General features: G+C 61.2%; 11 protein-coding genes and 1 pseudogene. 8 read left to right on the top strand and 4 right to left on the bottom strand.

Going from position 1 to position 13,352, the window contains the following annotated elements:
* The first annotated feature begins 74 nt into the window (after nt 1-74).
* Nucleotides 75-800: an SDR family oxidoreductase gene (locus FHT70_RS14800; RefSeq protein WP_183702477.1), complete on the top strand. Its 726-nt coding sequence runs from the start codon at nt 75-77 to the stop codon at nt 798-800.
* On the top strand, nt 794-1,282 hold the full coding sequence (locus tag FHT70_RS14795) for a RidA family protein (protein WP_183702474.1): 489 nt from the start codon (nt 794-796) through the stop codon (nt 1,280-1,282). The genes FHT70_RS14800 and FHT70_RS14795 overlap by 7 nt, the downstream gene beginning before the upstream one ends.
* Before the next feature lie 54 nt (nt 1,283-1,336).
* Here FHT70_RS14795 and FHT70_RS14790 read toward each other — a convergent pair whose 3' ends face one another.
* The gene (locus tag FHT70_RS14790; protein WP_097598071.1) at nt 1,337-1,876 is read right to left on the bottom strand and encodes a Pycsar system effector family protein; all 540 of its coding nucleotides are present in this window, start codon (nt 1,874-1,876) and stop codon (nt 1,337-1,339) included.
* Between the two features lie 130 nt (nt 1,877-2,006).
* On the opposite strand from FHT70_RS14790, the gene FHT70_RS14785 reads away from it, so the two are divergent.
* Nucleotides 2,007-5,726: a FecR domain-containing protein gene (locus FHT70_RS14785; RefSeq protein ID WP_183702471.1), complete on the top strand. Its 3,720-nt coding sequence runs from the start codon at nt 2,007-2,009 to the stop codon at nt 5,724-5,726.
* The gene (locus FHT70_RS14780) at nt 5,726-7,696 is read left to right on the top strand and encodes an adenylate/guanylate cyclase domain-containing protein (RefSeq protein ID WP_183702468.1); all 1,971 of its coding nucleotides are present in this window, start codon (nt 5,726-5,728) and stop codon (nt 7,694-7,696) included. The genes FHT70_RS14785 and FHT70_RS14780 overlap by 1 nt, the downstream gene beginning before the upstream one ends.
* Nucleotides 7,697-7,746: 50 nt before the next feature.
* On the opposite strand, the gene FHT70_RS14775 is transcribed toward FHT70_RS14780, so the two are convergent.
* A complete protein-coding gene (locus tag FHT70_RS14775; RefSeq protein WP_183702465.1) occupies nt 7,747-8,334 on the bottom strand; it encodes a TetR/AcrR family transcriptional regulator in 588 nt (195 codons plus the stop codon).
* 140 nt (nt 8,335-8,474) lie between these two features.
* On the opposite strand from FHT70_RS14775, the gene FHT70_RS14770 reads away from it, so the two are divergent.
* The 4 genes and pseudogenes from FHT70_RS14770 to FHT70_RS14755 form a co-directional block, all read left to right on the top strand.
* Nucleotides 8,475-9,032 (top strand): DUF308 domain-containing protein, encoded by a 558-nt coding sequence (locus FHT70_RS14770; RefSeq protein ID WP_183702462.1) that lies wholly within the window; start codon nt 8,475-8,477, stop codon nt 9,030-9,032.
* A 153-nt stretch (nt 9,033-9,185) separates the two neighbouring features.
* Nucleotides 9,186-10,166, top strand: coding sequence for an SDR family oxidoreductase (locus FHT70_RS14765; protein WP_183702459.1), 981 nt, complete (start codon nt 9,186-9,188; stop codon nt 10,164-10,166).
* A gap of 231 nt (nt 10,167-10,397) precedes the next feature.
* Nucleotides 10,398-11,357 carry a molybdopterin-dependent oxidoreductase gene (locus FHT70_RS14760; protein WP_183702457.1) on the top strand — a complete coding sequence of 320 codons (960 nt, stop codon included), beginning with the start codon at nt 10,398-10,400 and terminating at the stop codon, nt 11,355-11,357.
* Nucleotides 11,358-11,560: 203 nt separating this feature from the next.
* Nucleotides 11,561-11,692: pseudogene (locus FHT70_RS14755) on the top strand (EamA family transporter); the annotation flags it as partial.
* A 105-nt stretch (nt 11,693-11,797) separates the two neighbouring features.
* Here the strand turns inward: FHT70_RS14755 and FHT70_RS14750 are convergent.
* Entirely contained in the window at nt 11,798-12,343 is a 546-nt protein-coding gene (locus tag FHT70_RS14750) for a GNAT family N-acetyltransferase (protein ID WP_183702454.1), read from the bottom strand.
* Nucleotides 12,344-12,373: 30 nt separating this feature from the next.
* A complete protein-coding gene (locus FHT70_RS14745) occupies nt 12,374-13,135 on the bottom strand; it encodes a nucleotidyltransferase domain-containing protein (RefSeq protein ID WP_183702451.1) in 762 nt (253 codons plus the stop codon).
* Nucleotides 13,136-13,352: the final 217 nt, after the last annotated feature.

The raw sequence follows: 13,352 nt of genomic DNA, 5'->3' as shown, positions 1-13,352 counted from the left end.
ATCGCGGCGGCCCCATCTCGAGCGACCCGGCCGATCAGGCGCGACGTTGCCCGAACCAAATCACGGAGTTCAACATGACTACGAATAAGACTGTCATCGTTACGGGCGCCTCCCAGGGTATCGGCGCAGGCCTCGTCAACGGCTTTATCGCGCGCGGCTACAATGTCGTCGCCACCTCGCGCCGGGTCAGCGCCTCGGACGCCTTCGAGGCCTCCGACCGGCTGGCTCTCGTCGATGGCGACATCGGCGATGCCGAGGCCGCGGCGCGGGTTGCAAAGACCGCGATCGATCGCTTCGGCTCGATCGACGCGCTCGTCAACAATGCCGGCATCTTCTTGGCCAAGCCATTTGTCGATTTCACGATGACGGATTTCCGGACGTTGTCTTCGACCAATCTCGAAGGTTTCATCCATCTGACCCAGCTGGCAGTCAGACAGATGCGCGCGCAGAAGTCAGGCGGCAGCGTCGTCAGCATCACGACGCCATTGACCGATCATCCGATCGCCGGCTTCTCCGCTTCGGTGTCGATGATGACGAAAGGCGGCATCAACGCCATCTCCAAAAACTTGGCGATGGAATATGCGAACGAGAAAATTCGCTTCAATATCGTCGCTCCCGGTGTCGTGGACACGCCACTGCACAAGGACAATCCGAAGGATTTCCTGAGCACGCTCTCTCCGATAGCAGGCATTTCCAATGTCAATGAGATCGTCGAAGCGGTCCTCTTCCTGACGGAAGCCCCGCGCATCACCGGGGAGGTGCTGCACGTCGACGGCGGCGCACATCTGGGCAAATGGTAAACCATCAAAAAGCGCAGGCAGCCGGCGCGGAACAGCGGCTACGGGACCTCGGCATCACGCTTCCCCCGCCGCCGACGCCTTTCGGGGCCTATGTCGAGGCGATCCGGACAGGCAATCTCGTCTTCTTCAGCGGCATGCTGCCGGTCGTCGACCGCAAGCCGCGGTATATCGGCCGCGTCGGCGGCGCGTTGACTTCAGAGGACGGCAGGAAGGCCGCCGAAACGGCGACGCTCAACGCCCTCGCCGCCGCCAGAGAGTACCTCGGCTCGCTGGACAGGGTCGTCAGTGTCGTCAAGCTCGGCGTCTATATCGCGACCGAAGGCGATTTCCGCGACCACCCGAAGGTCGCCGATGGAGCATCCGAAATGCTGCTTCAGGTCTTCGGCGAGGAAAGACTCTCCGGCCGCGTCGTCCTCGGCGTCGCAAGCCTGCCCTTAGGTGTGCCGATCGAGATCGAGCTCGTCCTCGAAGTCGAGGATTGAATGGTCAGGGCGTGTCTCGGCGCGCCCTGCCTCCCTGAGGTCGCCGCCTCACTCTCACCCCGCCGCCAAGAGCAGCACATAGGCGATCACGCTCACCATCAGCCCGCGAAAGGCAAAGGTGACGCAGCGATACTTGTTGCAGGCGATGGCGGAGAGGATGTTGGCGTTTTCGAAATACTGGTCGAAGAGGTAGCGCTCGTCACGGCGGACAGCCGCCTCGAAGAACATGTCGCGATGCTTGGGCCAGGCGCCCCAGAACAGCGACGTGGACGTGCCGAGACGCCGCGGCAGCACGACGAGAATCGCCGACAGCATTGAGAAGACCGAAGCTGCGGCAAGCAGGCCGGAGAACAGTATGCTGCCCGGCGTACCGCCGGTGTAGCGCCCCAGGCTGAAGACGGCCCTCACCTCGCTGGAGCTTACTAGAAAGGCGAGCATGAAAGTAAAGATATAAGCCGCCTTCTGATCGGATATCTTGATCTGATCATAAAATATGTCATTGATTTTCTTGATATGATCGAAATACTCGGTACTGACGTCCCCGCTCGAGGGATTGCTCAGCATTACCTCAGTGACACTTTCAAATTCGCTCACCTGAATACTCCATACCTCAAAGTGTTTCCCTGATATTACACTTGTTGGCGAAAGCAAGAACACGTGTGCAACATGCTTGACTTTTCCACTCTACGCGGACAAAGGGGAAGCGGGGTATGGGGTCGAGGACATGCGGGGTTATTCCAGTAACATCTGTCGCATCGGGGTGGCGCTTGCATTTGCCGTGCCTGGTTTCGGACTGCCGGCAATGGCCGATCCCGTGCCGCGCGCCACGCCGGTCGCCGGCTCAGTCATTGCCCGCAAGACCGGTGAGGAAGTGCGATTCATCGACGTGTCGGACTGGCGCGTCGTTGACATCAATCAGGATCTCCTCACCGGCGACGTGCTGCGCACCAATGCCAACGGCCAGCTCGCCATTGTCTTTTCCGATCACACGCAGGTCCGCCTCGGCCGCAATTCATCGCTGCAGGTCAAAAAGATGGCGGTGAGCGGCGATACTACGTTGGAACTGCAATCGGGAACGATCTGGGCGCGCGCCGAGCGCGGCGGCCAGGGCCTGACTGTGGAAACACCGGCCGCCGCGGCCGCGATCCGCGGTACAGACTGGACAATGACGGTCGAAGGCGACAAGACCTCGATGATCGTGCTGGAAGGCCGCGTGGCTCTGAGCAATCCGCAGGGTAGCGTCGAGGTCAGCGAAGGCGAAGGGGCGGTCGCCACTATCGGCCAGGCGCCGCGCAAGGTCGTCATCGTGACGCCAGACGATCGCGAGCAAATGCTCTTCTATCTCACCCTGCGTAACGGCTTCGCCCTGATGCCCGCCTCACCGCTGCCGACTGCGACCATGCGCAGCGAACGCGGGCGCATCACCGCCGTGCCGGCGCAAAGTCGCAGTGCCGCGGACTGGTTGACGCTTGCCGAAGTGCAGTTGACGATCGATGGCGCCAAGGATGCGCTGGCGTCCCTCGCCCGCGCCCGCGCCCTGCCGCTGTCTGCCGCCCAACGCGCCCGCGCCGAGATGATCGAAGCCTTGATCGCAGGCGGGCGAATGCGTTATGCCGAGGCCGCAAGGCTTTTTGAGAAAGCGCTGCCGCATCTCGATCCGCAACGCCGCGCTATCGCAGCCTATGGCGGCTATTATTCACGTTCGCTCGCCGATCCGAAACGGGTGGAAAATCCGCCGACCGCTGCCGCCATCGGCCCGAACGGCGCCATCGCCAAGGCTTATACCGCTGGCTTCCTGAGGGATATCCCAGCCGCCATCGAGGTGCTGAAACAAGCTGAAAAGCAATATCCCGATGATGCAACTCTACCAGCGCGGCGCGCGCTGTTGGCCCAGCTCATCGACGACCGCGTTCAGATGAAGGAAGCGGTCGAGCGGTCGCTTTCGATCAATCCTGGCGATCCCGACGGTCTGCAGGCTCGGGCGCGCTATCGCGCGAGCTATGAAGGTGACACCAAAGGGGCGCTTGCTGATCTCAACCGGTCGCTTGCCGACATGCCGGGCTCGTCGATGAACTGGAACGATCTCGGTCTGCTCCAGTCCGACCGCGGCGCCAACCGTGAGGCGGAGGCAGCCTTCCTGAAGGCGATCGAACTCGATCCCGAGGACCCGGTCCCGCACGCCAATCTCGCCATTCTCTATCTCGACCAGTCCAGGATGAAGGAAGCCAAGCGCGAGATCGACACCGCCCTTGCCGTAGATCCCTCCTTCGACCTCGCCCTGCTTGCGCGCGGCCGCTATTACATCCAGAACGGGGAGACCGATAAAGCGCTTGACGATCTGCTGGCGGCCTCAACCGCAAATCCCGGCTATTCAGCGTCCCAACTGGGGCTTGCCATCGCTCATCTGGAGAAAGGCAACCGCATTCCCTCCGATCAGGCGGTCGACAATGCCGACCGGCTCGACAAGAACGACCCCGCCATATCCGCCTTCCGGACGGCTGTCGATATCGACGACTACGATGCCGATGGCGCAATTCGCAATGCCCAGGAATTCCTGCGTCGCTCGCGTGCTCGCGGCGGCGACTACAGCGCACTCGGCGCTAATGCGAGCGCCGGCTCGACGCTGAACGACGCCTTCCGCCTTCAGGGTCTGGATGCCTGGGGCCGCTATTATGGCGATGCCGTTTTCGATCCCTTCAAGGGCAGCGGCTATATCGATCAGTCGATCAAGGGCAGCATCTTTCCTTTCGTCAATGCAACGAGCTTCAGCGACGACAACATCATCCAGAACCGCGGCAATGCGTCAAGCTACTCGTCCTTCATCCAGGGCCTGCTGCTCTCTCCGCACATGCTCTCCGGCCGTTCGCGCTCGGCAACGTTTTTTGATGTGCCCTTCATCGAAGGCTCGCTCGGCGGCGGCATCAATAGCGTCGACGGGCACACCAGGCGCATCGGCGAAGCGGATATCCAGGGTTATTCCAACGAGATCATTCCGATCAGCTTCTACGGTAATCTGACCTGGGAAGAACTGGCGCTCGATCGCGATTATCGGGATTTCGGCGGCGTTCAGACTGATAACAAGTTGCTGACCGCCAACGGTTATCTGACCGCGACGGTCACACCTGATGATCGCATGGTGGCTTTCGTCAACCACGGCAAGAATGATGGCTCATTGAGCGCGTTATCGTCAAACACCGCGTTTATGGAACTCGTGTTCGGCGTGCCTCTTCCGCTGCCTCTTTACACGACACAGGAGACCGTCAGCCAGGCCACATTCGCCGGCATCGGCTGGAGCCACACGTTTGCGTATGAAAACGTGTTGAACGGAGCACTGCTTTATTCAGGAATCAAATCGAATACGGACAGCGCGCTCGATGTCGACCTGGACCCACTATTTATTCGGGCAGGCGTTCCCTTCATCATTCCCTTTAGCGACGTCACCCAAGAGACTGAATCCCAAACCTATATCGGCGCCTTGAGCCATTCCATCGGCGCCGGACCTTTGACATGGCGTTACGGTATCGAAGGCGGCTGGATGGATGTCAGCAGCACGGTCGATACGACACTCCTGGGCTTGACAGCTCCTCTCGATCACACCGAGAGCACCATCGATATCGGCCGCGCTTATGTCGATGTGCTTCACGAGATCACGCCCGATCTCAAGGGCGAATACGCCTTGTTCGCCACGCACCTCGAGGGTGATGGCATCGATATCAGCCGGCTGGAACCGCGCTTCGGCCTCGCCTGGGCGCCGGTTCAAAACCACTGGCTTCGTGCAGCCTTCATGCGTCAGAGCTTTGACACCACCGTGCCGACCCTTGCCCCGATCGGAATACTTGGGCTGCAGGCCAATCAGTTTTCCACCAATCCACAAGGCTATACGGATACGCTCGCCCTGCAATGGGATGCCGAATGGACTGACCGCTTCTTCACTTCGGTGGAGTACGAGCATCAGGAACTCCACGATTTCTCGATCGATTTTCCGCTGATCTCGCTTCCCTCGGATACCAGCTTGCCGATTTCGCGCGGCAGCATCGATCGCGCTGCCGTCACTGCCAACGTCGCGCTCGGCCACGGTTTCGGTCTTTCGGCGACCTATGCCTATATGGATTCGGAGAATAGGGATCCGCTCGAGCCGATCTACGGTGGCCCCCTTCCCTTCATACCGCAGAATTCCGGACAGATTGCCCTAACCTGGGTCAACGAAGCCAAGGTCAAGGCGACGGTTGCCGCCAACTATATCGGCGAGCGCGACGGCGATCGGTTTGGCACCAAGCTCGACGATTACTGGACCCTTGACGCCCACCTGGTCTGGGAACCGTTCGACAAGCGCGTCGAGTTGGAGGCAGCCGCCTATAACCTCCTCGCCGAGGACTTCGAGATCACGCCCGGCGTGCCCGGCTGGGGCCGCGCCTTCAAGGGCACGCTCAAAGTCCGCTTCTGATGCGGGTGCGGGACCAGCACCGACAGGCCAGGCAGATCAGGAGCCGTCACCTGAGGCTGCTGGTGCTGTCGCTGACCACGCTGATCGCCATCTCGCTCCTGTCGCGCCTCCCCGCCTGGTCGCTGCTGGAGCTCAGAAGCTTCGACTATCTGTCGACCGTCGACGATCCCCGTCCGCCACCCGGCGGACCGGTCATCGTCGCCATCGACGAACCCTCGCTTGCCGATATCAACGCGCAATGGCCCTGGCCGCGCAGCCTGCATGCCGAGCTCATCAGCCAGTTGCGCGCCGCCGGCGCCCGCGTCATCGGCCTCGATATCATCATGGCCGAACCCTCAGCACCGGATAATGACGCGGCGATCACCAGGGCCGTCGGCTCCGATGTCGTGCTGGCCGGCGACGAGACGCTGATCGAGACGCCGCAGGCATCGCAACTGATCCGGGCGACACCCCTGCCGCAATTGACCGAAGCGGGCGCCGTCACCGGCATCGCCTCGATCGATCTGAGCGGTGACGGCACATTCCGGCGCATCCCGGGCTATGAGGATGGCTTCGCGGCGATGCTGGCGAAGGCCTCGGGCGTGGCGCCCGAAGCGCTGCCAGCCGGCCGGCTTATCCAATCCTTCGGCCCGGCCCGCAGCTATCCCACGGTCTCCTATTACCAGGCGCTTGACCCGCAGAACCTGCTGCCGCCGGGCTACTTCAAGGACCGCGTCGTGCTCGTCGGTTTAAGCCTGCAGAACGCACCTGCGATCGACAAGGGCGGCGTCGATGCCTTCGCTACACCCTATACGGTTCACACCGGCAAGCTCGTCTCCGGCGTCGAGATCCAGGCCACGATCTACGACAATATCCGCAAAAGCCTGTCGATCGCAGAAGCCCGGCTGCCGACGGTCGCTGCCTGCATCCTGATATCGGTGCTGCTTGCTGCCGCCACCGTCTGGCGGTCGACCGGATGGCTGACGGTCGTGAACAGTGTGGCGGCCCTCCTCGCCTTCGCGGCAGTCAGTGCCGCCGGCATCCGGCTCACCCATGTTTTCGTTTCACCGCTCGGCCCGACCGTCGCCTATATCTCTGTCGTCTTCGGCCAGGCCGCCTTCGATTTCGCCGAGGAGCGCCGCAACAAGCGCCAGATCACTCGCGCCTTCGCCCAATACATCTCGCCTGATCTTGTCAAGCGCCTGTCGAGTGACCCGTCGCAGCTGAGGCTCGGCGGCGAGCGGCGCACGCTTTCGGTGCTGTTCTCGGACGTGCGCGGCTTCACCACGATCGCCGAGACGCTGAAGGACGATCCGGAGCAGCTAACCGGCCTAATCAACCGTCTGCTGACGCCGCTTTCAGACGTGGTGATGGATCACGGCGGCACGATCGACAAATATATGGGCGACTGCATCATGGCCTTCTGGAATGCGCCGCTCGACGACCCCGACCATGCGCTTCACGCCGTGCGCGCCTCGCTCGCCATGCAGGCGGCGATTTCGCGTCTGAACGGTCAGCTGGAGCGGGAGGCGGCCGCACTCGGCCGCAAGCCGCATGTCTTGAAGATGGGCGTCGGCATCAACACCGGCGAGTGCATCGTCGGCAACATGGGCTCGACCCGCCGCTTCGATTATTCCTGCCTTGGCGACAGCGTCAACCTCGCCTCCCGCCTCGAAGGCGCCTCGAAGAATTACGGCGTGGCGCTGCTGCTCGGCGAGGAAACCGCAAGGCTGGTCGCTGACACCTATATCGTCGTCGAACTCGACCGCATCATCGTCAAGGGCCGCACCGCCCCCTCACCCGTCTTCACCGTCGTGCACAAGGCCGACGCCAAAGCGCTGGCCGCCCACCAGGCATTCATCGACGCCAAATATGCCGCCACGCTCGCCCCGTCGGACCCGGTCTTCGACAAGCTGGCTGCCGATATTCCCGAGCTTGCCGGCTATTACGCAATCGTGCGGGATGGGCTGGCCGCCGATGGCAAAGAATGACCTGAGGGACTAGATTTCACCAGCAGGCGGTTTCGGACTAGGGGTTAATCCTAGCGATCCGCTGACCGCAGCCTCGCAAACTCAGGGGCAACGACTGCGATGAACACCCCGGCATTGCCGAAAGCCCTCGCCGACAGCATCGCCCCATGGACCGATGCCATCAGCATTTGCGCCTGCTCCTCCGGCCGCTTGTCCAGCTGAAACAGGCCTTGCTCGACCCCAGCCTCCAGCACCGAGGTTAGCCAGCCCGCGAGATTCTGGAAATGCGCGCGGACGCGGGATGCGACCTCGTCCGGCAGCATTTGCATTTCACTCGCCAGCATTGCGCAGACGCAGAACGGCTGCGAGGCATCCCGAATGCATGTGTGCCAATAGTCGATATAGAACTGCAGCTGATCGGCCGGGCTTGCGGCCTGCTCGCGCAGAGACTGCAGACCCGCCTGCGCCTGCTTGATGTAGCGATCCACCAGCGCCGAGACGAGATCGGCCTTCGTGGGAAAATGATGGTGGATGCTCGCTTTCCTGATGCCGATGGCAGCCGAGATATCGGCATAGCTGAAGCCGTTATAGCCTCCCGCAACAATGAGAGACTGTGCGATGTCGAGGATTTTATCGGAAGTCGAAGCCATTGATTTCATAGCGTCGCCTACCTTTTGGTAGGCATATTGTCAAGCCTGTTGCTATCCTCATCCCCTCACAAGAAGGTGTCCGGCCATGGCGTTGACTCGATATAATAGACTTCCTACTAGTAGGTAGGCAAACAATAAGGAACCCGCCGATGCAAAGCTTTTCCTCAAGCCAGTCCAACTGGCTGCCATCCTATTATTTCACACGTGCCGCATTCTCCGTCACTTGGATTGCCACCGCCATTCTGTTGGGGCGTCAGTCTGGCCCCGCCGCCTTTCTGCTGGTGATCTACCCTCTATGGGATGCGCTGGCCAATCTGGTCGACGCCCGGGTCAACGGCGGCCTGAAGGCCAACCCGTCCCAGGCGCTGAATGTCGTGGTCAGCACGATCATGACGCTCACCGTCATCATCGCCGTCAGCAGCAGCACCTATGCGGTTCTTGCCGCGTTCGGCGTTTGGGCGATCTTCTCCGGCCTGTTGCAACTCTATACTGGCGTCAGGCGCTGGCGCCTCTACGGCGCCCAATGGGTGATGATCCTGAGCGGCGCCCAATCGGCCCTTGCCGGCGGCTTCATGATCAGCCAGTCCCTCGGCACCACGGCGCCGACGATCGTGGATATCGTCCCCTATGCGGCATTCGGAGCATTCTACTTCCTGCTTTCGGCAATCTGGCTCGTCGTCGCATCCTATCGCAAGGCGCAAGCATAGACGCTGTCGGTCCTGCGGCGGCAAGCACGAAGCCGCTTGCCGCCGTTGAAAGGCCGACCGCCAGTGTGGCCTGCGATTTGCGGAAGACGATCAAGCTCTTTCGCGCTATGAAGAGTGACCGCATATCCCGCCCACAGACCCTGAGGTCACTCCATGGCTTTGAAAGTCCTCTTCATTGGCGGCACCGGCCAGATCTCCCATCCATGCGTCGAACGCTCCGTTGCCGAAGGCCATCATGTCAGCGTCTTCAATCGCGGCCTGAGAAGCGCCGCCTTGCCTGAGGGGGTAACTTTGATCGTCGGCGAACTTGGATCGGCCGCCTATGTCGATCTCGCCAGGGCGAACTACGACGTCGTCTGCCAGTTCATCGCCTTCACGCCGGATCAAGTGGCACGTGACATCGAGGTCTTCGCCGGAAATTGCGGCCAATACATCTTCATCTCATCGGCCTCGGTCTACGAAAAACCGCCGCGTCATTACGTGATCTCCGAGAAGACACCGGCGATCAATCCTTACTGGCCCTACAGCCAGGCCAAGATCGCCTGCGAGGAACTGCTCAGGAAATCCGGCGATCTTGCATGGACGATCGTCCGCCCCAGCCACACCGTCCGCACCGGCCTGCCGATCATGATGGGCGACAGCGATATCATGGCGAGGCGCATGCTCGACGGCGACCCCATCATCGTGGCCGGGGACGGCCACACGCCCTGGACGCTCACCCGCTCAGTCGACTTCGCCGTGCCCTTCGTCGGGCTTTTCGGTAAAAAGGCCGCGCTGAATGAGATTTTCCACATCACCTCGGACAGAGCCCACATCTGGGACGATATTCAAAAGACGATCGCAAGATTGCTCGGCGTGGAGGCGAAGATCGTCCATGTGCCGACGGACACGTTGATCAAGTACAATCCGGAATGGATCGGCTCCCTCCTCGGCGACAAGGCATGGACGGCCATTTTCGACAATTCCAAGGTCAAGCGTGTGGCGGGCGACTTCACCTGTGCCGAGAGCCTCGATGAAATCCTCGCCGAACCGATCATGCACCTCAAGCAGCGGCTGGCCAAAAGCCGCCCGCCGAGAGGTGAACTCGATGCACTGATCGACAGGATTTGCGCGGAGCAAGGGGCTCTTGGTTAGTTTGGTCCTTTGCGGGGGCGCGGTGTCCGCGGCTGGTACAAAATTGCCGTGACGCGTTGACCACTATCGGCCCTTTGCTGCCGATCGAGGTCGGTCCGAGCAAGGTGCGGTATGTGCTAGAATGCTGCCCTTAGGCGGAATGCGACAGACGCACTGCGAGGAGCGATGTGATCGAGGGAATTCGCGCAATGGAGAGCCGACGTTGTGCTCTTGGAAGGGGAGACGAGGACGATGCCGACACCACAGCAACCCAGTCTGATAGTTCGACAGAAGTCCCCACCAAACATCGAGTTTCCGTTTGCGTCGCTCTCCGATGGGCTAATCCCAACCGAGCTGTTCTTCGTGCGAAACCATTTTCCGTCACCGGAGCTCGATGCGCGAGACTGGAGATTGCGTATTGACGGGGCGGTGGAGCGGCCGATCGAACTTGACCTCGACAGCATCAAGGCGATGCGGAGCACGACATTCACCGCGGTCGTCGAATGCGCGGGGAACGGGCGCGTCTACTATGTGCCGCCGAGGGAGGGGCTGCAGTGGCAGAACGGCGCCGTCGGCAATGCCGCGTGGACAGGTGTTCTTCTGCGCGAGATTTTGGAACTGGCCGGTATTAAGCGAACCGCACGTGAGGTTCTGCTCATTGGCGCCGACAGCGGCGTCGTCGACACGAACAAGAAAACGGCTTCTCCCGGCCCCATCGCTTTTGCACGCAGTTTACCGCTTGAGAAAGCCATCGCTGACAGCACGATCCTTGCCTATTCGATGAACGAGGAGCCGTTGACGCGCGATCACGGCCATCCGCTACGCGCGGTCGTGGGTGGCTGGTTCGGCATGGCTTGGGTCAAGTGGATCACGCATATCTCGGTCGTGGAGCAACCCTTCCTTGGCTATTGGCAAGCGCGCGACTATTTCCGTTGGGAGCGCAGCCTCGGGGAACCCACGCTGGTCCCCCTTGCGGAGGCAAGGCTCCTCGAAACAGAACGCCCCTTTGCATGGCGCTTGTGGGAGTACATGTGGACCCCTGAAGAAGTGGGGCGATATACGCTACGATGTCGCGCGGTCGATGCGGCGGGGTGCGTGCAGCCCGACCTCCAGCGTTCCGACTGCGAGAGCTACGTGGCCAATTGGATCATTCCGGTGGAGGTTACGGTCGTCCCTGAGCCACAGGCGTACCAAGAGGAATTCGTGATCTAATCACGCGCATGAGGCGGAACGGCGGCTTACGGCGCGAAGCGGCCGAGGCTCGTCGGCGATCGGTCCCAAGCGCCTAGTGATCGGGAAATGCTGCGTTTTCATCGTAGCCGGCCCGCAGACGCTGAACGTCGTCCTCGCGCAACAGGAGAAGTGCCGCCGCCTTCATCTGTGCAGCCCCCCGGGAATTGTGGCATAACTGGGCCATGGTGATACATGTCTTGGCGGTCCATCGCGACACGGTCGAGACGGAACAGGCGGCGAGCGGTTCGCCTGCAGGCGCCTATTCCGTGGGGGTTTTCTGCTGGCTGCTGTCGGTCGGCGTCTATATCGCCGCCGCCAACGACCAGAGTCGAGGCGACCAAGGGCTGAGGACGAGCGAAATGGCTTTCATAGTGACCGCTTCTGGTGCCAAGCAGAGATCGTCCTGGGCCTGCGCACTGTTACTGTGGGCGTCTGGACGACCTCGCGAACATGTACATGTTGGTGGGCGCGCCGTGCAGGATCACCTCGCGCTCGAAACAGAAGCCGCATTTCTCAAGAATGCGTCTCGAAGCGGCATTGGCGGTTCGAACCAATCCGATCACCTTCTCCGCCTGCAGATCGTCGAAGGCAAAGGTCAGCGTTTCCCTGACCAATTCCGTGGCATATCCGCGTCCCCAGCTATCAGGTTGCAGATGATAGGAAAGATTGACGCCCTCGAATTCCTTGGAAACGGTTACGCCGCCAAATCCTATAAGGGCATTGTCTGACTCGACCGCCCAACGCCCGAACCCATGATCTTTCCAATGGCCGATGTCACGCGCAAGCCGTGCTGCACTTTCCTCCGGCGTATCGGGCCGTGGCACGGGTCGATGCGCGACCACTTCCGGCCGCGAAAAAAGTCGAGTGAGGAAATCGAGATCCCGTTGCGTGGGAATTCTGAGCAGCAATCTGGCGGTACGCCTCACTCGCGGCTGAGAGGCATTCTTGAATTCGGTCGCAAACATCTTCCATTCAATCTCGAACAGTCGCCAATGTTACAGATACTCTTCCGACCGCCGCGCCGCCACCGGAGCCTCCTGCTTGAAGCCATTGAAACAGCGCCCGCCGTGTAAGTCGAGCTCCCTGTCGGCCAAGGCGAGGAACCGGGTGCTGTTACCCTGCACCGCAAGCCTGAACGCCGTATCGAATTCGGCCGCCAATTGCGGCTCGAGCTTCCTGATGAGGCGCGGCGCCCACTTGCCGCGGCCGGTCCATGCGCCGCGCCCGAGCAGGATAAGGTCGGCTAGCTTCTGGTAGAGAAGTGCTGAGATAGCGGCGATCTCTTCGGGCGGGCGGGCGCCGCGCAGATCGTCGGCGAGATCCGTGACCTGATAGCGCAGCATATCGTAGCTTGGGCCGTCGAGAGGTTTCGGCCCTGCCGCCAGCACTTTCGCCGCCTTTGCCTGGATAGCGCGGGCGCGCTCGATATTCGGCCCTACGATGCTGCCCGTCGCAACCATATTGACCATGATCGGACAGCCGCTCTCTGCATCTGCATGGAGATAATGCGCCAGCGTCTGCGGATCATGGACGAAGGCCTCGACCGGAAAACCGTCTTCGGTGAACGATTCCCGCCAGGCTGTTTGGAGCGACGGAAACACCACGACGAGATCGATGTCCGAAAACGTGGTCCCCTCACCGCGCATGATGGAGCCGGCGACATATGCAAAGGCAGCCCCCGCATAGCGGCTGGCGAGACAACAGCCGGCAGCGGCAAGCGCCCGCTCGGCAAGACTCTGTTTCTGGAGTTCGTCCACGATCTCGTCCTCGAATGCGGGAGACGAGCGGCAACAAAAAAACCCGCTCGTTTCCGGCAGGTTGGTGTCTTCTGCAATGAACGGATCAGTTCACGCGTCTGCCACCCACCGCCAAACGGTGGTCGTAGACGTCGTGGAGACTGCGAAAATCCGGCTCATGGCAGAAACGATATCGCCCTGCGGCGGCAGCGTCAATCTGCCGGGAACGCTTCCCCGC

The organism is Rhizobium sp. BK049 (genome assembly GCF_014193135.1).
Lineage (GTDB): Bacteria > Pseudomonadota > Alphaproteobacteria > Rhizobiales > Rhizobiaceae > Rhizobium.
Note: the sequence above shows the minus strand (reverse complement) of the source record. Positions and strands in the feature narration are given on the sequence as shown.

Bases quoted from the DNA above. Each gene is read 5' to 3' on its own strand.
- FHT70_RS14800 (WP_183702477.1), top strand. From the start codon at position 75: ATGACTACGAATAAGACTGTCATCGTTACGGGCGCCTCCCAGGGTATC.
- FHT70_RS14785 (WP_183702471.1), top strand. From the start codon at position 2,007: ATGCGGGGTTATTCCAGTAACATCTGTCGCATCGGGGTGGCGCTTGCA.
- FHT70_RS14780 (WP_183702468.1), top strand. From the start codon at position 5,726: ATGCGGGTGCGGGACCAGCACCGACAGGCCAGGCAGATCAGGAGCCGT.
- FHT70_RS14770 (WP_183702462.1), top strand. From the start codon at position 8,475: ATGCAAAGCTTTTCCTCAAGCCAGTCCAACTGGCTGCCATCCTATTAT.
- FHT70_RS14795 (WP_183702474.1), top strand. From the start codon at position 794: ATGGTAAACCATCAAAAAGCGCAGGCAGCCGGCGCGGAACAGCGGCTA.
- FHT70_RS14775 (WP_183702465.1), bottom strand. From the start codon at position 8,334: ATGAAATCAATGGCTTCGACTTCCGATAAAATCCTCGACATCGCACAG.
- FHT70_RS14765 (WP_183702459.1), top strand. From the start codon at position 9,186: ATGGCTTTGAAAGTCCTCTTCATTGGCGGCACCGGCCAGATCTCCCAT.
- FHT70_RS14750 (WP_183702454.1), bottom strand. From the start codon at position 12,343: ATGTTTGCGACCGAATTCAAGAATGCCTCTCAGCCGCGAGTGAGGCGT.
- FHT70_RS14760 (WP_183702457.1), top strand. From the start codon at position 10,398: ATGCCGACACCACAGCAACCCAGTCTGATAGTTCGACAGAAGTCCCCA.